We start from the raw sequence: 20034 nt of genomic DNA on the forward strand, positions 1-20034 counted from the left end.
GCATAACCTCAGACTTTTTTGCCATGATAAAGGCAGACGAAAGGCCTACAACATGAGCATCCAACCGCAAGACCCAAAGGGTCTCGGTAGAAAAAATAGTTATAACAGCCAGTTCCTATTTGATCCACCGGTTGTTCTCACGCCTAAGAAACTTAAGCAAAAAAAGACCAAGGAAAAAAGACTCACATTCTTCACTGCCACATCAGCAATACTTTTGGGAGTCTTGATGGGTGCCTCCATCGGTGCAGGAGCGGGAGTTTTGGCGCAGAACTACCTCACCAGGCCACCAGCAATTGTTGTCAATAACCTTGAAGACGTTAACTGGGTCACCGCTGCATCCTCCGCGGCGTCTCCGTCGGTAGTTACCATTCGAGTTTCCACCGCAAACTCAGGAGGTAATGGCTCAGGAGTTGTGCTAACTAGTGATGGTTACATTCTCACCAATGCCCACGTGGTTACCGTGGGGGGAACTACGGCAAACGTTGAGCTATCTGTGCGCACAAATGAGCGCGAGGTGTTTCCCGCGCGGATCATTGGAACAGATCCAACCAACGATCTAGCGGTTATCAAAATTGAAACCACCAAACCGCTAATACCTATGGTGTTTGCTGACTCTTCGAAAATTAACGTTGGGGATCAAGTAGTTGCCATTGGAGCTCCACTTGGCCTTGAGGCCACGGTGACCAGAGGAATTGTTTCGGCCTTGAATAGAACTATTCAAGTTGCCTCATCTGAGAACCCTGATGAAACCGGGCTTGAGTTTTGGACGGGTAGTTCGCTTCCTCCGGTAAGCCTTGGAGTAATTCAAACTGATGCAGCTATCAACCCTGGAAACTCAGGCGGCGCTTTGGTAAATATTCGTGGCGAGCTTATTGGAATCAATGTTGCAATTGCGAGGGCCAGTGGAGCGGCAGAAGGCGGCAGCATTGGTGTTGGTTTTGCTATCCCATCGAATATTGCAGACAGAATCGCCAAGGACATTATTGAAACCGGTGAGTCAACTTTCGGGGTCCTGGGAGTTCTCATCTCTGACGCTATGTCTTCAGACAACGGCTCTGCGTTTCCAGTCGGAGCGCTAATTATTGAGGTGACCCCGGGTGGAGCAGCCGAGGGTATTGGCCTAAGGCCAGATGACATCGTTGTAAAACTAAACGGGAAGACAATCAGTAGCGCAAGTGAGCTAACTTCGGCAGTCCGACAGCAAAAAGCTGGCACCGAAGTGAAGATAGAAATATTGCGCGATGGTGAGAGACTGACCTTTGATGTTGTGCTGTAGCGGAATCAATCAGTTCTAAAAAGGGGTAACCATGAGCGAACAAAAAAATTCTGATTCTAATTACGGAACTGACACGCTAGTTGAGCCAAAACTCTTTGAACCTGGGGACCACGAGAGATTCTCGCACTACGTGAAGAAAGAAAAGATTGTTGAGTCGGCAGTTATGGGAACTCCCGTAGTGGCGCTCTGCGGCAAGGTGTGGGTTCCAGGCCGTGACCCACAAAGCTTCCCCGTTTGCCCAAAGTGCAAGGAAATTCACTCCAAGCTAAAGCCAGGCGATGAGGGCAAGGACTAAACAAAAAGAGTCTGGATAGCAGGCTCGCCTTTGGTAAGGCGAAGCGCACTTGCGGTAAGATCTGACTTTACTTTCGCGTGATGCAAACGTGCCAACTCAACTCCCTTAGATCCTCGGTACTTGTTGTCAGGCACTCCATCGGTCACGAGCTGAACTAGCAAATTGCGATCGCCAGCTTTTGCCTCCGGCGCTGTGCCGGTTCCAATAACTTCGGTGGTTGCAATCGAGTCTTCCGAGTGCCTTCGAATGGCAAACTTTCTTCCGCCCAGGTTTGATTTTTTTGCCGACTGCTTGGAAACCGTGTGCCAGTCTCCGGATTCGTTTTGGTAGGCGACCATCTTGTAGACAAATCCAGCGGCCGCAACTCCAGATCCAGTAACAACTGATGTTCCAACTCCATAGCTATCTACTGGGGCAGATGCTAAGGAGGCTATCGCGTATTCATTCAGATCATTAGTAACTGTGATCTTGGTTTCGGTGGCGCCTAATTGGTCTAGGAGCAAACGCGCTTTTGCAACCTCAATCGGTAGATCCCCGGAGTCAATTCTTACTCCGCCAAGTGTTGGACCGGCAACGCTAATGGCATTTTTGATTCCAGACTCGATGTTGTACGTGTCAACCAAGAAAGTGGTTTCGGTACCGAAGGCTTTCAGTTGAGCTTCGAAGGCTTGCTGTTCGCTCTCGTGCAGCAGCGTAAATGCGTGCGAGGCCGTTCCCATCGTGGGGATTCCAAAACTTCTACCAGCTTCAAGATTTGAGGTTGCACTAAAGCCTGCAATGTAGGCGGCTCTTGCGGCTGCAACTGCTGAGTTTTCGCCAGTTCTTCTAGAACCCATTTCTGACACCGGCCGCGACTGGGCTGCGGTCACCATTCTTGAGGCTGCGCTTGCTACCGCGGAGTCGTAGTTCAGAACAGACAGGATCAAAGTCTCTATAACAACCGCTTCGGCAAATGTTCCCTCCACAGCCAAGACTGGTGAGTAGGGGAAGTAAATTTCACCTTCGGCGTATCCCCAGATGTTGCCCGAAAACTTGTAGTTAGCTAACCAAGTGGCAGTTTCATCATCGATTACTTTGTTGGAAAGCAGCCACTCGATTTCCGAACTACCGAATCTAAAGTCTTGGATCAGATCCAGCAATCTTCCACTACCTGCAAAGACACCGAATCTTCTGCCTCCAGCCAAGCTGCGAGAAAACACTTCGAAGATTCCGCGACGATTAGCCTTGCCGGAGCGAAGTGCCGCCTGGAGCATGGTGAGCTCGTAGCGGTCGGTTAGTAATGCAGTGGAGGTAAGCACACCGTTAAGCCTAGCCCTGATAGCAATTGCCCCAAGTTATAGACTGAAGACCGTGACCAGCACCCTACAAAATGCGCCTATTGGAGTTTTTGACTCCGGCTTGGGTGGGCTCACTGTTGCCAGAGCAATAATCGATCAGCTGCCAAACGAGTCAGTTCTGTACGTCGGTGATACCGCCAACGCTCCCTATGGACCTAGGCCACTGTCTGAGGTCCGCGAACTTGCTCTTGCGGTTATGGACAAGCTTGTTGACGAAGGCGTAAAGGTTTTAGTTATTGCATGTAACTCAGCATCTGCTGCGGTTTTGCGAGATGCCAGAGAGCGCTACACCAAAGGCAAATCAATTCCCGTTGTCGAGGTGATCCAGCCTGCGGTGCGAAGAGCGGTTGCTTTAACGTCCAATGGCAAAGTTGGCGTGATTGGTACTACCGCGACCATAAATTCCAAAGCATACGAAGATGCTTTCGCAGCTGCCGTTGATATTGAATTACAAAGCGTTGCCTGCCCGAGCTTTGTTGAGTATGTCGAGGCGGGTGTAACTTCTGGGCCTGAAATCATTGCTGCCGCCAAGAACTATCTGATGCCGCTAAAAGAAAGCGGCATCGACACCCTGGTTTTGGGTTGCACCCACTATCCACTGCTTACCGGAGCGCTGTCTTTTGTCATGGGCGATCAAGTCACACTAGTTTCTTCAGCTGAAGAAACCGCAAAGGATGTTTACAAGGTCCTCATGGAAAACGACCTACTACGAGTAGATAAAACATCACCAACTCTGTCGTTTAGAGCAACCGGCGATGTTGAAGCTTTTGAGAAGCTAGCAAAAAGATTCCTTGGTCCAGAAGTTTCCAAGGTCCAGAAACTCTAAAAAGATAGGAACAGCAGTTGAAAAGAATTGATGGTCGCGCCCCCGACGAGCTTAGAAAAGTATCTGTCGAGCGAGGCTGGTCCTCTCACGCTGAAGGCTCAGCGCTGATTAGCTTTGGTGAAACTAGAGTTTTGTGCACCGCGTCTTTTACCCCCGGTGTTCCAAGGTGGAAAGTTGGTAAGGGCGAAGGCTGGGTCACCGCTGAGTATTCAATGTTGCCGCGCGCCACCCACGATAGATCTGATCGCGAATCAGTCAAGGGAAAAATGGGTGGTCGCACTCACGAAATCTCAAGGCTTATTGGCCGGGCACTCAGAAGCGTCGTTAACTTTTCGGATCTGGGGGAGAACACCATTGTTATTGACTGTGATGTTTTGCAAGCCGATGGTGGAACTAGAACCGCAGCTATCACAGGTGCCTACATCGCACTGGTAGATGCAATCGAGTGGGGTAAGGAAAAAAGCTTTATCTCAGCAAAGAAGCAGCCAATTTCCGACAGCATCGCTGCCATCTCGGTTGGCATTGTTGATACCGTTCCATTTTTGGACCTTGCTTACACCGAGGATGTTAGAGCAGAAACTGACATGAACGTAGTTGTCACAGGTTCTGGAAAGTTTGTCGAAGTTCAGGGAACTGCCGAAAAGACACCTTTTGACCGCGAGGAACTTGATGCGCTGTTGGATCTAGCCCTAAAGGGAACCAAAGAGCTAACTGCTATCCAGCAAGAAGTACTTAGAACAGCAAGGTCGTAGTTTTGAAGCTAGTTTTAGCTACCCACAATGCTCACAAAGTCAAAGAAGTAGCCGCTATTTTGGAGCCTTTGGTTCCAGGGTTGGAGCTTCTAGGTTATGAGGGACCAGAGCCCATTGAAGACGGCAGCTCCTTTCTCGAGAACTCGCTAATAAAGGCGAGAGCTGCTTACTTGCACACCGGAATCACCTCAATTGCCGACGACTCAGGTCTTGCGGTCGAGATTATGGGTGGTTCTCCTGGAATCTTTTCGGCTCGTTGGTCGGGGGACAAGGACGACGCGAAAAACCGCAATCTAGTTCTGGCACAGCTTCGAGATGTGCCATCAGGGAACCGGGCCGCAAGTTTTGTGTGCACCATTTCTTTGGTCGGCGAATCAGGCGAGGTTAGTTTCACGGGAGTGCTGCCAGGTCACATTGCCGAATTGGCTAGCGGTACCAACGGGTTCGGTTACGATCCGATTTTTATTCCAGAGGGGTTTGAAGTTTCCTCGGCGGAACTTGAGCCAGAAGTTAAGAATTCAATTAGTCATCGCTCCATGGCGCTGTCACAGCTAGCAAGCTATTTGCGCCCCCAGTAGGATTCGAACCTACGCTCCCGCCTCCGGAGGGCGGTGCTCTATCCCCTGAGCTATGGGGGCAATGCGTTTCCAGCCTAACAGCGTGGCCTCAAACGGGGCTTTCTCGGTAAGATTTACCGTATTGAAGCAATAAATTCTTGCTGATTGTTCTAAATTTTTAATCTATCCCGTGTGAGGCAAATCTTGAACCCAGCAGAACTGGCTGCAGCCATTGGGCACATCTTGGAAAAGATGCAGTCTGCTGGCACGCTTCCAAGCGGGCAAATACCAGCCGAGATTGTTGTTGAAAGGCCAAGAAATAGAGAGCACGGCGACTGGGCCACTAACGCGGCTATGCAGCTTGCCCCAGTCTTTGGCCTAACGCCTCGGGTGTTAGCCGAGCTAATGGCCCCAGAGATTCAGGCCCTAGAAGAAGTATCCAAGGTCGAAATTGCCGGCCCCGGCTTTATAAACATCAGCTTGAATCTGGCAAGTGCTGGTTTATTGGCAAAAACCATTGTTGAGGCGGGCTCCAGCTACGGTGCGGGCAAAACACTCAAGGGTCTAAAGATGAATCTCGAGTTCGTATCGGCGAACCCAACAGGACCTATTCATATGGGCGGAACCAGATGGGCAGCAGCCGGAGATTCGCTCGCGCGGCTGCTTGAGTTTCAGGGGGCGGATGTAACCCGGGAGTATTACTTCAATGACCACGGCGAACAGATTGATCGCTTTGCCAGATCACTGATTGCTAGAGCTAAGAAACTGCCCGCTCCAGAAGATGGCTACGGCGGAGCTTATATAGAAGAGATAGCCAATCAAGTCATCGCCAAAAGCAGCAAGGACATCCTTTCGCTACCAGATGATCAAGCTCAGGAAGAGTTTCGCTCGGTAGGTGTGGAGCTGATGTTTGAGCAGATCAAACAGTCACTGCATGAGTTCGGAGTGGACTTCGATGTTTACTTCCACGAAAACTCACTGCATGAATCTGACGCGGTAACTAAGGCAATCAATAGGTTGCGCGAATTAGGTCACGTGTTTGATCAAGATGGCGCCGTTTGGCTGCGCTCAACAGAATTTGGCGACGATCGCGATCGGGTGATCATAAAATCAGATGGCAACGCTGCATACATCGCCGGTGACTTGGCTTATTACCTAGATAAGCGCGAGCGTGGTTTTGACAGGTGCATCATTATGCTCGGAGCTGATCACCACGGTTACGTGCAGCGCATGATGGCTATGTGCTCGGCGTTTGGCGACGAGCCAGGTGTGAACCTAGAAATTCTGATCGGTCAAATGGTTAATCTGATGCGCGATGGTGAACCGGTAAGAATGTCCAAGCGCGCCGGAACAGTAGTGACCATGGAAGACCTAGTCGAGGCGGTTGGTGTTGATGCCGCCAGGTATGCGCTCGCGAGATCATCTTCTAACTCGCAGTTGGATATTGATTTGGCTCAGCTTTCGAAAAAGACCAACGATAACCCGGTTTTCTATGTTCAATACGCTCACGCTAGAACTCAGCAGGTAGCGGTTAATGCAAAGAGCATGCAAGTGGATCACTCGGTGTTTGAGCCAAGCTTGTTAGATCACGCGACCGAAACTGATCTTTTGGCCAAACTCAGTGAGTTTCCTAGACTTGCCGCTCAAGCCGCGCAGTTTAGAGAGCCGCACCGTATAGCTAGATACATAGAAGAGGTAGCGGGTAGTTATCACCGCTGGTACGACAACTGCCGTGTCATCCCGCAATCAGGGAATCCGGTTGAGCCAATTCATCGCACGAGATTGTGGCTCAACGACGCTGCCGGAATTGTGTTACGAAACGGACTTGGGCTTTTGGGTGTTTCAGCCCCCGAAAGGATGTAGCGATGGAGAAGATCGAAACAGATCTAGCGCCAAGCTGGCTATCTTTGCCAACTGACGCCAATGCCATTGACGGCAAAATTTGGCCAGCGAGTTTCAAAAGAGATGCCTCTGGAGACATTCGAGTCGGAGGGTTACCAGTTGGCCAATTGGTTGCCGAATATGGAACACCTTTGATGGTGATTGATCAAGACGACTTTCTTAGACGCGCTAGGCAAGTCAAGAACGCTTTTGACTCCGAGGCCAAAAAAATTCAGACTAGCGCGAAGGTTTATTACGCCAGCAAATCACTTTTGACAACCGAGGTAGTTCGGTGGGTAGCAGCAAGTGGTTTAAACATCGATGTTTGCTCTGGGGGAGAGCTTGCTCTCGCGCTAGCTGGAGGAATTGATCCAAGCCGAATTGGATTGCACGGAAACAATAAATCTCTTTATGAAATAGGTAAAGCCGTGACCGCTGAGGTTGGAGCTATCGTAATTGACTCAGAGATCGAGATTGAAAGAATTGCATCAATTGCCGGCGCGCAAGACAAAGTCCAGAATGTGCGTATCCGGGTCAACTCTGGTGTTCACGCTTACACGCACGAGTATCTAGCCACCTCAAGAGAAGATCAAAAGTTTGGTATCGCTATTTCTGATGTGCCCGAACTGGTGGCGAAGATTAGATCACATTCGCACTTGAATTTCCTTGGACTTCATTCACACATCGGTTCGCAGATTTTTAGCGTCGACGGTTTCATCGAGTCTGTCAGACGCCTAATGCCCCTGCATAAACAGCTTCTGGAATCTGGAAGCGTTCCGGAGCTAAATCTAGGTGGTGGCTTTGGGATCAACTACACCTCAGCAGATCAGGCGCCAGAGATAGAAGTTTTTGCTGCTTCGATATCTACAGAGGTAGCCAAGCAGTGTCAAGAGTTAGGCGTGGCGGTACCGGTGCTTTGTTTCGAGCCCGGGCGAGTGATATCAGGCCCGGCAGGCGTGACTATTTACAACGTTGGGACCATCAAGGACGTTCAGCTGTCAAGTGGATATAGAAAGTACGTCAGCATAGACGGCGGTATGAGCGATAACGCAAGACCCAGTCTTTACAGCGCTGATTACAGTGCAGTGCTGGCTTCTCGATCTTCTGCAGTTGAACCGGTTATATCGAGAGTGGTAGGAAAGCACTGCGAGAGCGGCGACATCGTGGTTAGAGATTGCTATCTTCCGGCGGACATCAACCCCAACGACTTGCTGGCTGTTGCCGCAACCGGCGCCTATTGCCACTCGTTGGCAAGTAATTACAACTATCTACCGCGGCCGGCAATGATTGCTGTATCGGAAGGCAAAGTTAAGTTATTGATGCGAGCAGAGACCGAAGCTGACATGCTTTCTAGAGACCCCGGGTATCAAACCCAATAGACAGGGTAGTTTTGTATTTGGTTAGGAAAACACAGTGAGCGAATACCGCCCCATACGAGTCGCCTTACTCGGTGCCGGATCTGTCGGTGCCGAGGTCGCCAGGCTATTACTGGAGCAAAAAGATGAACTTCAATCTAGGGTGGGAGCAGAACTGGAACTAGTCGGTGTTGCCGTTCGTGACCTAAACACCAAGCGCGCAGGCTTTCCCAAAGATCTACTTACTACCGATGCCGAGAGCTTGATACTAGGTGCGGATATTGTCATCGAGGTAATGGGCGGCATCGACCCCGCGAAGGCTTACATCAAGCTGGCGCTGAATTCTGGTGCGGATGTAGTAACGGCCAATAAGTCGTTGCTAGCGACTCACGGGACAGAACTTTTCAACTTAGCTGAGCAAGTTGGTGCACAGCTCTACTTTGAAGCCGCTGTGGCCGGCGCTATTCCGATTATTCGTCCGCTTCGGGAGTCCCTCGGCGGTGACCGTGTTAAGCGCATCATGGGAATTGTTAACGGTTCAACAAACTACATTCTCGACCGCATGGATAAGACCGGCATCTCTCTAGAAGAAGCGATGGCAGAGGCAACCAAACTTGGTTACTTAGAAGCCGACCCAGCGCTCGATGTTGAAGGTTTTGACGCAGCTCAGAAGGCAGCAATTTTGGCCACCCTAGCTTTCCATACCGAGGTGCCTCTTGATCAAGTTCACCGCGAAGGAATTCTTGCAGTTACTTCTTCTCAGATGAAAGCTGCCAAGCGAGATGGTTTTGTCATCAAGTTGCTGGCGATTTGCGAATTCATCGATGCTGATGCAACGGGTCCGGAAGGAATATCGGTTCGGGTTTACCCAGCACTTGTCCCAAGGACTCATCCGCTAGCCGCGGTAAACGGTGCATACAACGCCGTGTTCGTCGAAGCAGAAGCGGCCGGAAGCTTAATGTTCTATGGATCTGGTGCTGGCGGGACACAAACTGCATCTGCCGTGTTGGGTGATGTTGTTTCCGCCGCCAAGCGCCACGTAGCCGGAGGTCCAGGATTAGGAAACTCCAGCCACGCTAATTTAGAAATTCTTCCAATCAGCAGAATTCAAACTCGTTACTCTTTTCAGCTTGAAGTATCTGACCAGCCAGGTGTCCTAGCCACAATCGCAACCACTTTTTCTAAGCATGGGGTTTCTATTGAGGCAGTTGAGCAGTCGGTACAAAGTGGTGACGGTGTCGTTGCGCATCTAGAAATCGGAACTCACCTAGCTAGCGAGGCTGCTTTGGCTGCAGTTGTTTTAGATTTGAAAGCTAGCGATGCGGTTCAGAAAGTTGCATCTGTGATTCGAATGGAAGGCTTGTAATGGCTCATCAGTGGCGCGGGGTCATAATAGAGTATTTCGACAGGCTAGATGTTGATAGCTCCACTCCGATTATTACCTTGGGCGAAGGCGGCACTCCGCTAATCGAGACTCCTGCACTTGCGAAACTAGTTGGCGCTGATCAGGTTTATCTCAAGTACGAAGGCATGAACCCGACCGGATCTTTCAAAGACCGCGGTATGACCATGGCAGTTTCCAAAGCTGTAGGGCATGGTGCCAAGGCCGTTATTTGTGCATCAACTGGTAACACCTCCGCCTCGGCTGCAGCCTATGCGGCAGCGGCCGGCATTTCTTCTGTTGTGCTGGTTCCTCAAGGAAAGATCTCTCTTGGAAAGCTAAGTCAGGCGGTAGCGCACAAGGCACAGATCTTGCAGGTGCAGGGAAACTTTGATGACTGCCTAACTTTGGCGCGCGATTTGTCAGACAACTACCCTGTGCACTTGGTCAACTCGGTGAACCCGGATCGCATTGAAGGTCAGAAGACTGGTGCCTTTGAGGTGTTTGATTCCCTGGGAAGAGCTCCCGATTACCACGTCATGCCAGTTGGTAACGCCGGTAATTACTCCGCTTATTTCAAGGGTTACTTGGAAGAGTTTAACGACGGGCGCATCAAGCAGGTTCCAAAAATGTATGGCTACCAGGCGGAAGGTTCTGCACCGTTTGTGCACGGTGGGCCTGTCAAAAACCCCGACACCATCGCTACCGCAATCCGAATTGGCAATCCTGCTTCTTGGGATCTAGCTCTAAGTGCGATGGAGTGCTCGGTCGGAAAGTTTGGAGCGGTGTCCGATGCGGAGATTTTATGGATGCACAGATTCTTATCTCAAGAAGCCGGAGTTTTTGTTGAACCTTCTTCGGCCACTGGTGCTGCGGGAATCTACAAGGCATCCCAACAGGGTGAAAGCTTTGCCGGTGCCCTGATTGTTGTTACGGTGACGGGCCATGGGTTGAAAGATCCAATGTGGGCGCTTAAAGATGAGGCCGGAAATGAAATCACCCCGGAGGCAGTTTCTACCAATGCCGCTGAAGTTGCAGAAAGATTGGGGCTGGCATAACAATGACCAACTTTGAGGGAAAACGCGTTGTAGTTAGGGTTCCGGCAACTTCGGCCAACTTAGGTCCAGGCTTTGACACCCTTGGGATTGCGCTTGCCTACTACGACCACCTTGAGGTAACGGCCGCTAAAGCCGGAACTCTCACAATTGAAGTCGAGGGAGAGGGCAAGGGTCAGGTACCCATGGATGCCACACACCTAGTGGTGCGGGCGATTCTAGAAACCTTCAAGCGCGCAGGTCACAAAGCCCCTGGCCTAGTTTTGAAGGCAGTCAATCGCATTCCTCACAGTGCCGGCATGGGCTCCAGTGGTGCTGCGGTAGTTTCAGGAATCATGGCCGCCAAGGGTCTTTTAGATGGTGTGGCAACAATTAGCGATAAGACCATGCTGGATATCGCAACTGAATTTGAGAATCATCCAGACAACGTTGCCCCCGCTTTATTTGGAGGTCTAAGTATTGCCTGGGAAGACGAGAATGGACCACACACCAAGAAGCTCTCGGTGCACCGCGGAGTTTCACCTTTGGTATTGGTTTCGGCAAACAAGATGTCAACCGCTTTGGCTAGATCCTTGCAGCCCGAGTCGGTGCCACACGGGGACGCCGTCTTCAACGTTTCCAGATCTGCTTTGCTGGTAGCTGCCATGGTGCAGTCCCCAGAGCTACTTTTTGCGGCTACCGAAGACAGGTTGCACCAAAGCTATAGGGCTACCGCAATGCCTGAAACCGATGCTCTAATTCAAACCCTCCGAGCTGGTGGTCACGCCGCTGTGGTTTCTGGAGCAGGACCTTCTGTTCTAGTACTGGCAAGTGACCCGGCTCAAAGGCTAAAGGCTAAAGAGTTGGCCGAAAAAACCCACCCACAATGGCAGGCTTTGTTGTTGGCCGTCGACAATAAAGGTGCTACCATGGAGATACACCAGAAGTAATTGGACCCTCTAAGGGTAAATTGCTAGGTGAAATCCCCGCAGAAAATACTGCACTAAAACGCAATCAAATCGCGTTGATAGATAAATCGAGATAACAACCGATTATCTAAACACTCAAGAAAGAGCAATCAATAAATGGATGAAATCCAAGAAGCTAAACCGGTACGCAAATCCCGTCGAGCAGTGGCTGAAGCATCAGCACCCGAAGGAAGCGATAGCGCACCAAGAAAGTCCAAGGCTAAGGCAGAAAAGCCAGCCGATGGCAACCAAGACTCAGGCGAGTCAAGATCCGCAAGGGATTCTTCCGCTTCGAGCGACACCCCAAGCCAAGAATCAAGTTCCGACTCCGGTGACCGCAGAAGAAACCGCGACTTCGACGATGACCGTCGTGGCAGCGGACGCAACTCTAGAAACCGCAACCGGTACCGCGATCGCGATCGCGGAAGACGCGGCGGCAACAACGACCGCGAAGAGGCAGAACCAGAAATCTCTCCAGACGACGTTCTAATCAGCGTTGCTGGAATCCTAGATGTTTTGGATAACTACGCATTCGTAAGAACCAGTGGTTACCTTCCCGGCCCAAACGATGTTTACGTGTCTTTGGGTCAAGTGAAGAAGTATGGACTTCGCAAGGGTGACGCCGTAGTTGGCGCCATTCGTCAGCCGCGCGAAGGTGAAGGCCAGGGTCGTCAGAAGTTCAATGCCTTAGTTCGCATCGACACTGTAAATGGACTTGACCAAGCCGCCTCTGCTGATCGAGTTGAATTTGGCAAGCTAACCCCGCTTTACCCGCAGACCAGATTGCGACTTGAGACAGAAGCCAACAAGCTTTCGACTCGAATCATTGACCTAGTTGCACCAATTGGTAAAGGTCAGCGTGGATTGATCGTTTCTCCTCCAAAGGCTGGAAAGACTTTGGTCCTTCAGGCAATCGCTAACGCGATCGCAACCAACAATCCAGAGGTTCACCTCATGGTTGTTTTGGTTGATGAAAGACCGGAAGAAGTTACCGACATGCAGCGCACAGTAAAGGGTGAGGTTATCGCCTCGACCTTCGATCGCCCTGCTGAAGATCACACCACTGTTGCAGAGCTTGCTATTGAGCGCGCCAAGAGACTGGTCGAGCTAGGTCACGATGTTGTAGTTTTGCTTGACTCAATTACTCGTTTGGGTCGCGCTTACAACCTAAGTGCTCCGGCATCTGGACGAATCCTTTCTGGTGGTGTTGACTCGTCAGCGCTTTACCCACCAAAGCGTTTCTTTGGTGCAGCTAGAAACATTGAAGATGGCGGATCGCTAACCATCCTTGCAACAGCACTGGTTGAAACCGGATCCAAGATGGACGAGGTTATCTTCGAAGAGTTCAAGGGAACTGGAAACATGGAGCTTCGTCTATCTCGTGCACTTGCCGACAAGCGAATCTTCCCTGCGGTAGATCTAAACGCTTCTGGAACCAGACGCGAAGAGATGCTGATGAACCCAGACGAAACCAAGATCATTTGGAAGCTTCGTCGTGCACTTGCAGGTCTAGAGCAGCAGCAGGCACTTGAGCTTGTTCTGAACAGACTGAAGGAAACTTCGAGCAACGTGGAGTTTCTAATGCAGGTTCAAAAGTCCATGCCAGTTCCAACAGGTTCTGACGGAGAATAATGCTCGATTCAGTCCAGCCCCTGCTGGCTGAGCATGCCTCGCTGCAGGAACAGTTATCAGATGCGTCTGTGCATCAGAATCCTGCCTTGGCGAAAAAACTCAACCGTCGTTACGCGGTTGTGAGCGCAATTGTTAGCGCCTACAACCAGGTGATTTCTCTAACTGAGGACTTGGTTGCCACAAAAGACCTAGCTAAAGAAGACGAAGCCTTCGCAGCCGAGCTTCCAGCTATTGAGGCTAAGGTTACTGAGGCTAACGAGAAGCTGCGTAGATTACTAATTCCGCGAGATCCAGACGATGGGCGCGATGTGATCATGGAAATCAAGGCTGGCGAAGGTGGAGCCGAATCAGCTCTATTCGCAGCAGACCTACTTCGCATGTACATCCAGTACTCCAACGCCAAGGGTTGGAAGACAGAGATTTTGGACAAGACCGAGTCAGATCTTGGTGGCTACAAGGATGTTCAGATCGCCATCAAAGGAAACTCGAACGATCCCGCGGAGGGAGTCTGGGCACACCTTAAATACGAAGGTGGCGTGCACCGAGTGCAGCGTGTGCCGGTAACCGAAACTCAAGGCCGAATTCATACTTCAGCAGCGGGAGTGCTGGTTTTTCCAGAAGTTGATGAGCCAGAAGAAGTCGAAATCAGTCAAAACGAAATACGAGTGGATGTTTTCCGCTCCTCAGGTCCAGGTGGGCAATCGGTAAACACCACAGACTCTGCGGTTCGAATAACCCACATTCCAACCGGGATCGTTGTTTCGATGCAGAACGAAAAGTCTCAGCTACAAAACCGTGAAGCTGCAATGCGAGTTTTGCGAGCCAGAATTTTGGCCGCACAGCAAGAAGCCATCGACGCCGAACAGTCCGCTGCCAGGAAATCTCAGGTTAGAACAGTTGACCGTTCCGAGAGAATCAGAACATATAACTTCCCAGAAAACCGAATTGCAGATCACAGGACTGGATATAAGTCCTACAACCTTGACCAGGTTATGGATGGAGCACTGGAGCCGGTTGTGCAGTCAGCAATCCAAACTGATGAAGAAGCCAGGCTGGCAGCGCTAGGCGAGAAGTAATTGCTAGTTTCGGAACTTCTATCCGAATCTTCCAGCAAGCTCAAAGAAGCTGGAGTCACTTCAGCAATAGTTGATACAGAACTACTCGCCTGTTACTGCCTTGGAATTTCCCGATCCGAGCTTGCGATTATGGTTGCCACAAGTCAGCCATTCCCGGCAGAGTCAATTGAGCACTTTGAGTCTGCACTTGCCAGACGTGTTGCCAGGCAGCCACTGCAGCACATCACAGGCACAGCGCCATTTCGTCACCTAGAGCTAAAAGTTGGCCCAGGGGTTTTCACTCCGCGTCCAGAGACCGAACAGGTTGTTGGATTTGCTCTGGAGAGGATTTCAAATTCAGCAAGCCCGCTAATTGTTGATCTTTGCGCCGGTAGTGGTGCTATCGCAATCAGCTTGGCTACCGAAATTTCAGGGTCAACAGTGTTTGCAGTTGAAAAGTCACGAGAGGCATTTTCTTATTTGCGCGATAACGCCGCAAGCTATGGCCTGGCCGAGAGCAATCTAAGAAATGAAGATCTTGTAGATTCACTCCAAGACTTAGATGGACAGGTCGATTTAGTAATTTCGAATCCGCCCTACATACCAGATGACGCAATTCCAATTGACTTAGAAGTTCAGCTTCATGAACCAAGCATGTCTCTGTACGGGGGATTGGATGGATTGGATGTAGTCAGGCAGATATTGGGCCGCGCCATGAAGCTATTGAAACCAGGAGGCCTACTGGTTATGGAACACGCAGACAGCCAGTCCAGAGCGATCAGTAAACTATTATTGGCTGAGGGCTGGATAGAAATTATCACCAGAGCTGACCTAGCCGGTAAAGACCGAATGATTGCAGCGCTAAAGCCCTAGGGGGCTCAAGGAGGGATCGTGATGGAGAGAATCTATGACTGCTCCTTGGACACCGATCTTCTTACTGGAATGAGATTGGCCAAAGTTGCCATCGGCCGCAAAGAATTGGTAGTTGTTCCAACCGATACCGTTTACGGTTTGGCTTGTGACGCATTTTCCCACGAAGGTGTAAAGAGCCTCCTCGCCGCTAAAGGTCGCGACAGACAATCGCCACCACCGGTTCTAATTGGAAATGCTGCCGCACTAGATGGCCTGGCTCAAGACATCCCATCTCTTGCCCACAAACTTGCAGAGACTTTTTGGCCAGGAGCGCTAACTATGATTTTGAAAGCGCAACCTTCACTTACCTGGGACCTTGGTGAAACCAAGGGGACCGTCGCACTTCGAATGCCAGATCACAAGATTGCTCTTGCACTGCTTCAAGAAACTGGTCCACTGGCTGTTTCAAGCGCGAATCTAACTGGTGAACCAGCTGCGATTACTTGCCAGCAAGCTGAGAACTACCTTGGTTCCAAGGTGAAAGTTTATTTGGATGGTGGTTCGAGCCCTAAAGCTGAGGCATCCACAATCGTGGACATGACTGACCTCGTGGATTCGCTGGACGATTCCGGGGAGCTAAAAACCACAGGCAAAGCTCGGATAGTTAGACGAGGTGCCCTTAGCGTCGACAAGCTAAAACTAGTTCTCGGGGAGCATCTTGAGGCTTAGCAAGTGAGAGCTTACTTATTCATTATTGCCATCGCGGCAATAACTACCTTTGCGGCAACCTATTTCACCATCCGGATGAGTCGTAAGCATTTGACGATGCCTGAGATCCGAGACCGCGATGTACACACCATCCCAACTCCTCGAATCGGTGGAATTGCAATGCTGGCAGGATTACTTGTTGCTCTGCTAGCAGCTGGTTCGTTGACCTGGTTCACTTCAGTTTTTAGTGAGCCAGGGCGGTTGATTGCCATTGTTGCTGCCGCTACCGTAATTGTGATTGTTGGAGTCTTAGATGACTTTTTTGACCTGGACTGGACCCTTAAATTAGCGGGCCAGGTGATAGCAGCTGGAATCCTAGCTTGGCAGGGGGTCCAAATCGTCTCACTGCCAATTGGCGGTCTGGTTATTGGTAGCTATGGCGCTTCGATGGTGATCACTATTTTTATAACAGTCTTGATTATGAACGCAGTGAACTTCATCGACGGTTTGGATGGCCTAGTTGCGGGTGTTGTGCTTATTGGAACTAGTGCATTCTTTCTTTACACATACCTAATTACCCAGCAAACATCGCCAACCAATTACTTCAACCTGGCTTCGCTAATCTCAGCTATTGTGGTGGGCGTTTCTCTAGGCTTCTTGCCGCTTAACTGGCATAGGGCCAAAATCTTCATGGGTGACAGCGGATCGATGCTACTTGGCTTGCTGATGGCAACCTCGGCTCTTGCTGTCACGGGCCAGATCGACCCAGCGACAGTTTCAAACAGAGTCTTGGCACCAGCTTTCTTACCCCTTATCTTGCCGCTTGCCATTTTGATTCTTCCGTTGCTTGATCTTGTACTCGCTGTGCTTCGAAGGATTAGAGCGGGGGAGTCTCTTTTCAAGGCCGACAAGAGTCACATCCATCACAAGCTGCAGGATCTAGGTCACAGCCACGTGGGTTCTGTCTTGGTGTTCTACCTTTGGACAGCGGTCATTTCCTTTGGAGGACTGTCGCTACTGTTTATTCCTTCTCGGGAAGCAATCTTGATTGGATTGGTAGTTGCGATACCTATCCTTCTGTACACAATTTGGCCAGTACTAAATTCCCTTAGAAAGAGAGCAACTAAATGACAGCAGCTGACCAACTATTTGTAAAGGTCCTGGCCCAGGGCTCCCTTTTGATTGGTTTGATCGCAACGGTGGGTTCAGTAGCCGGATATTTTGTTGACTCCCAGAAGGGTGTTCCAAGTGCATTAATTGGTGCATCCCTTGCGCTGGTGTTTACTAGCTTGACGCTGGTTAGCATCCTTATCGGTCGAAGGCTTTCTCTGGCAGGCTTTTTTGGGGCGGTCATGGGCGGCTGGCTGGTGAAGCTAATTGGCTTCGCTTTTGTGGTGGGTTTTTTGGCTAGGGCCGATTTTATAAACGGCCCAGTGCTGTTTTTTACCCTGGTAGCAGCCATCCTCGGATCGCTGGCAATTGACACTGTTGCCGTGCTTTCTGCCCGGATTCCCGTGGTCGAGGGCTAGTTTTTTTCTTGCTAGAATTTTTATAAATGGCTCGGTGTTAGACGCTGAGACACTGTAAATCGCCGTGAATTCGTTCACCCCGAAACAGGAGACCGCACTGCTAGATAACGCTCTGAGCCTGATTATCAAGGCTGCGGTCACCGACGACTCGGGCAATTACAAGGGACCCTCCATCATGGAGTTCTACCCTGAGATTCTTCTTTTCGAAGGCACCCCATTTGCGATAAACCGAATCATTTTGGTTCGACTTTTGGTGGTTTTGCTTCTAATCGTTCTGTTTTCGCTTTGGGTTAGACAGTTCAATAAAGCCACTAAAAACCAGTCTTTTGTCCCAACCAAGTTTCAGCTAATGGGCGAAATCTCACTGAACTTTGTTAGAACCAGCATCGCTCACGGTCAGCTAGGAAAAGTGGACGGCGACAGGTTCTTACCTCTTCTAACAACTATCTTCTTCACGGTTCTTGGTTTGAATATCACCGGAATTATCCCCGGGCTCAACATTTCCTCCAATGCGCTAATTGGCTACCCAATTGTTCTTGCTGTTGCTGCATATGTGACCTTTATCTATGCGGGAGTCAAAAAGCACGGAATTGGTTATTTCAAGAGTGCGGTTGCTCCGGCGGGTGTGCCACCAGCTCTTTACGTGATGGTTGTTCCAATTGAGATCCTTTCGACCTTTATTCTTCGCCCGGTTACTCTGGCGCTTCGACTAACCATGAACATGCTCGCAGGGCACCTCTTGTTGGTTCTCTGCTTTAGCGCAACCCAGTTCTTTGTTTTCTACGCCGATGGCCTATTTGGCTTCTTCGGGGTAGGAACGTTCATATTTGGATTCGCCTTTACTCTTTTTGAGATTTTGGTGAGTTTCTTACAGGCTTATGTGTTCACCCTGCTAACAACTGTTTACATTCAGTTGGCACTGGCGGATGAGCACTAAAGGATCTGACAACCGTCAGGGATAAACCACGGAAGGGAAAAACAAGTGGACATCACAAACATCGCCGAGCTATCCGGCAACATTGCAGTAGTTGGCTACGGCCTCGCAGCGATTGGCCCAGGTATCGGTGTAGGTCTAGTTGTATCTAAGACCATCGAAGCAACCGCACGCCAGCCAGAACTAGCGTCAAAACTACAGGTCACAATGTGGCTGGGTATTGCATTTACCGAAGCGCTAGCGCTTATCGGTCTTGCAACTCCATTCATCTTCGCTTAAGCAAAAGTTAAGGACTAAACCATGATTTCAAGGATTATCGTCTTAGCGGCGGAAGAAGAGACTAAAAACCCTCTTCTGCCTGCCGACTACGACATTCTTTGGTCTTCGGTCGTTTTTGCCATCATGCTTACTTTCTTCTGGCTAAGGGTTCTTCCTAGCTTCAAGAAGGTACTCAATGAAAGAACTGAAGCTATCGAAGGACGTTTGGCTGCTGCAGAGAAGGCTCAATCTGAGGCTGCTGCAAAAACCGACGAACTATCGAAGGCTCAAGAGAACACTCGCGCTGAAGCCAGCGCAATTCGCGAAGAAGCGCGTGCCGAAGGCGCTGCGATTCTGGCCGAGTTGAAAGAGCAAGCTCAAGCCGAGGCGGCCAGAATCACTCAAACCGCCAAGGCCCAAATCGAGGCAGAGCGTCAAGCTGCCCTGATTAGCTTGCGCTCCGAAGTGGGAACAATGGCAATCGATTTGGCATCCAAGGTTGTAAGCCAGAGCTTGAAAGACAGCGCAACCGCCTCCAAGGTTGTTGACGATTTCTTGCAAGATCTTGAAAATTCCGAAAAGGCAGGCAAGTAAGCATCATGTCGAGTTCTACCAGGCAAGCACTAAAAGCGGCTAAGGAAATCCTTACGCCGTTACTAGTGGACGCTGACCTTCGATTCGCGGAAGAGATTTTCGTGATCAGTTCAGCCATGTCTGGATCCAAACAACTGCGCAACATTCTCTCGGACCCTTCCGCTGAGATCGCGGGTAAGAAAAATGCCCTGAGCGCGGTTTTTGGAGCTTCCGTTTCTGCCAAGGCAGTTGAGTTGGCGGGAAAGATCGTCGCGCTGCGCTGGTCTAAAGGATCTGACTTAGTAGACGCCATGGAGCAGTTAGCCGTTCACTCGGTTGCTGCAATTGCCGCTAGATCCAAGTCCCTTGAAGCCCTGGAAGCCGAGTTGTTTGAATTCCGCAAGGTAGTCGACTCGGACCAGCAGCTTCAAATTGCGTTGGCTTCTAGGCAGGCAAGCGATGAGCAAAAACTCACCATGGTGAACGCTTTGATTTCAGGCAAGTTTGGCAAGGAAGCTAGCTTGCTGATTCGCTTTGCAGTCATCGGTTCAGCCAAAGTTCGCCTGTCGGTTGTTTTGGAGCAGTTTGGCAAGTTGCTGGCCGCTTACGCGGAAAGACTGGTTGCAACAGTTACTGTTGCCCAAGCCTTGAGCGATTCCCAGGAAGCAGCACTCGAGAAGTCTCTTGCTCGTGACTACGGAAATGATCTTCGTCTTAACATCGAGATAGACCCAGCAATTCTCGGTGGCATCAAGGTTCAAGTAGCTGGAGAAGTTATTGACGGTAGCGTTGCTAACCGTCTCAAGCAAGCAAAGATGATGCTGGCTTAGG

General features: G+C 50.3%; 20 protein-coding genes, 1 tRNA gene and 1 pseudogene. 20 read left to right on the plus strand and 2 right to left on the minus strand.

Annotation, left to right across the window (positions count from 1 at the left end; all coding sequences use genetic code 11):
- The first annotated feature begins 52 nt into the window (after positions 1 to 52).
- Both AC9UFE_RS04395 and AC9UFE_RS04400 read left to right on the plus strand, forming a co-directional pair.
- Positions 53 to 1276 (plus strand): S1C family serine protease, encoded by a 1224-nt coding sequence (locus tag AC9UFE_RS04395; protein ID WP_509546014.1) that lies wholly within the window; start codon positions 53 to 55, stop codon positions 1274 to 1276.
- Positions 1277 to 1307: 31 nt separating this feature from the next.
- Positions 1308 to 1571, plus strand: coding sequence for a DUF3039 domain-containing protein (locus tag AC9UFE_RS04400; protein ID WP_509546017.1), 264 nt, complete (start codon positions 1308 to 1310; stop codon positions 1569 to 1571).
- Here AC9UFE_RS04400 and AC9UFE_RS04405 read toward each other — a convergent pair.
- On the minus strand, positions 1568 to 2869 hold the full coding sequence (locus AC9UFE_RS04405) for a nicotinate phosphoribosyltransferase (protein ID WP_509546020.1): 1302 nt from the start codon (positions 2867 to 2869) through the stop codon (positions 1568 to 1570). The two genes, AC9UFE_RS04400 and AC9UFE_RS04405, sit on opposite strands and share 4 nt — an antisense overlap.
- A gap of 19 nt (positions 2870 to 2888) precedes the next feature.
- Here AC9UFE_RS04405 and murI point away from each other — a divergent pair, with 19 nt between their 5' ends.
- The 3 genes from murI to rdgB are packed head-to-tail and all read left to right on the plus strand — an operon-like array spanning position 2889 to position 5064.
- Entirely contained in the window at positions 2889 to 3734 is an 846-nt protein-coding gene (gene murI, locus AC9UFE_RS04410) for a glutamate racemase (protein ID WP_509546059.1), read from the plus strand.
- Between the two features lie 17 nt (positions 3735 to 3751).
- Positions 3752 to 4486 (plus strand): ribonuclease PH, encoded by a 735-nt coding sequence (gene rph / locus AC9UFE_RS04415; protein WP_509546023.1) that lies wholly within the window; start codon positions 3752 to 3754, stop codon positions 4484 to 4486.
- Between the two features lie 2 nt (positions 4487 to 4488).
- Positions 4489 to 5064 carry an RdgB/HAM1 family non-canonical purine NTP pyrophosphatase gene (gene rdgB / locus AC9UFE_RS04420; RefSeq protein WP_509546025.1) on the plus strand — a complete coding sequence of 192 codons (576 nt, stop codon included), beginning with the start codon at positions 4489 to 4491 and terminating at the stop codon, positions 5062 to 5064.
- On the opposite strand, the gene AC9UFE_RS04425 is transcribed toward rdgB, so the two are convergent.
- Positions 5053 to 5124 (minus strand) — tRNA-Arg (locus tag AC9UFE_RS04425). The two genes, rdgB and AC9UFE_RS04425, sit on opposite strands and share 12 nt — an antisense overlap.
- Before the next feature lie 123 nt (positions 5125 to 5247).
- Here AC9UFE_RS04425 and argS point away from each other — a divergent pair.
- The 15 genes and pseudogenes from argS (at position 5248) to AC9UFE_RS04500 (ending at position 20033) form a co-directional block, all read left to right on the plus strand.
- Positions 5248 to 6906, plus strand: coding sequence for an arginine--tRNA ligase (gene argS, locus AC9UFE_RS04430; protein ID WP_509546028.1), 1659 nt, complete (start codon positions 5248 to 5250; stop codon positions 6904 to 6906).
- Between the two features lie 2 nt (positions 6907 to 6908).
- Positions 6909 to 8303: a diaminopimelate decarboxylase gene (lysA, locus tag AC9UFE_RS04435; protein WP_509546031.1), complete on the plus strand. Its 1395-nt coding sequence runs from the start codon at positions 6909 to 6911 to the stop codon at positions 8301 to 8303.
- A 34-nt stretch (positions 8304 to 8337) separates the two neighbouring features.
- Complete coding sequence (locus AC9UFE_RS04440) at positions 8338 to 9645, plus strand: homoserine dehydrogenase (RefSeq protein WP_509546034.1); 1308 nt, start codon at positions 8338 to 8340, stop codon at positions 9643 to 9645.
- Positions 9645 to 10718: a threonine synthase gene (gene thrC, locus AC9UFE_RS04445; protein WP_509546037.1), complete on the plus strand. Its 1074-nt coding sequence runs from the start codon at positions 9645 to 9647 to the stop codon at positions 10716 to 10718. Before AC9UFE_RS04440 ends, thrC begins: the two co-directional genes overlap by 1 nt.
- A 2-nt stretch (positions 10719 to 10720) precedes the next feature.
- The gene (gene thrB / locus AC9UFE_RS04450; protein ID WP_509546039.1) at positions 10721 to 11644 is read left to right on the plus strand and encodes a homoserine kinase; all 924 of its coding nucleotides are present in this window, start codon (positions 10721 to 10723) and stop codon (positions 11642 to 11644) included.
- A gap of 414 nt (positions 11645 to 12058) precedes the next feature.
- Positions 12059 to 13294: pseudogene (gene rho, locus AC9UFE_RS04455) on the plus strand (transcription termination factor Rho); the annotation flags it as partial.
- On the plus strand, positions 13294 to 14370 hold the full coding sequence (prfA, locus tag AC9UFE_RS04460) for a peptide chain release factor 1 (protein WP_509546042.1): 1077 nt from the start codon (positions 13294 to 13296) through the stop codon (positions 14368 to 14370). The pseudogene rho and the gene prfA, both read left to right, overlap by 1 nt.
- The gene (gene prmC / locus AC9UFE_RS04465) at positions 14371 to 15222 is read left to right on the plus strand and encodes a peptide chain release factor N(5)-glutamine methyltransferase (protein WP_509546045.1); all 852 of its coding nucleotides are present in this window, start codon (positions 14371 to 14373) and stop codon (positions 15220 to 15222) included.
- Between the two features lie 21 nt (positions 15223 to 15243).
- The gene (locus tag AC9UFE_RS04470) at positions 15244 to 15930 is read left to right on the plus strand and encodes an L-threonylcarbamoyladenylate synthase (RefSeq protein ID WP_509546061.1); all 687 of its coding nucleotides are present in this window, start codon (positions 15244 to 15246) and stop codon (positions 15928 to 15930) included.
- A gap of 3 nt (positions 15931 to 15933) precedes the next feature.
- Positions 15934 to 17040, plus strand: a complete 1107-nt coding sequence (locus tag AC9UFE_RS04475) for an MraY family glycosyltransferase (protein WP_509546048.1) — start codon at positions 15934 to 15936, stop codon at positions 17038 to 17040.
- The gene (locus tag AC9UFE_RS04480; protein WP_509546051.1) at positions 17037 to 17438 is read left to right on the plus strand and encodes a Cg1360 family ATP-synthase-associated protein; all 402 of its coding nucleotides are present in this window, start codon (positions 17037 to 17039) and stop codon (positions 17436 to 17438) included. Before AC9UFE_RS04475 ends, AC9UFE_RS04480 begins: the two co-directional genes overlap by 4 nt.
- 112 nt (positions 17439 to 17550) lie before the next feature.
- The gene (gene atpB / locus AC9UFE_RS04485; protein WP_509546064.1) at positions 17551 to 18375 is read left to right on the plus strand and encodes a F0F1 ATP synthase subunit A; all 825 of its coding nucleotides are present in this window, start codon (positions 17551 to 17553) and stop codon (positions 18373 to 18375) included.
- Between the two features lie 45 nt (positions 18376 to 18420).
- On the plus strand, positions 18421 to 18651 hold the full coding sequence (atpE, locus tag AC9UFE_RS04490; RefSeq protein WP_509523516.1) for an ATP synthase F0 subunit C: 231 nt from the start codon (positions 18421 to 18423) through the stop codon (positions 18649 to 18651).
- Between the two features lie 21 nt (positions 18652 to 18672).
- Positions 18673 to 19224 carry a F0F1 ATP synthase subunit B gene (locus tag AC9UFE_RS04495; RefSeq protein WP_509546053.1) on the plus strand — a complete coding sequence of 184 codons (552 nt, stop codon included), beginning with the start codon at positions 18673 to 18675 and terminating at the stop codon, positions 19222 to 19224.
- A 5-nt stretch (positions 19225 to 19229) separates the two neighbouring features.
- Positions 19230 to 20033: a F0F1 ATP synthase subunit delta gene (locus tag AC9UFE_RS04500; protein WP_509546056.1), complete on the plus strand. Its 804-nt coding sequence runs from the start codon at positions 19230 to 19232 to the stop codon at positions 20031 to 20033.
- The last annotated feature ends 1 nt before the right edge of the window (position 20034 follow it).

This window comes from Rhodoluna sp. (assembly GCF_044239955.1).
GTDB lineage: Bacteria > Actinomycetota > Actinomycetes > Actinomycetales > Microbacteriaceae > Rhodoluna.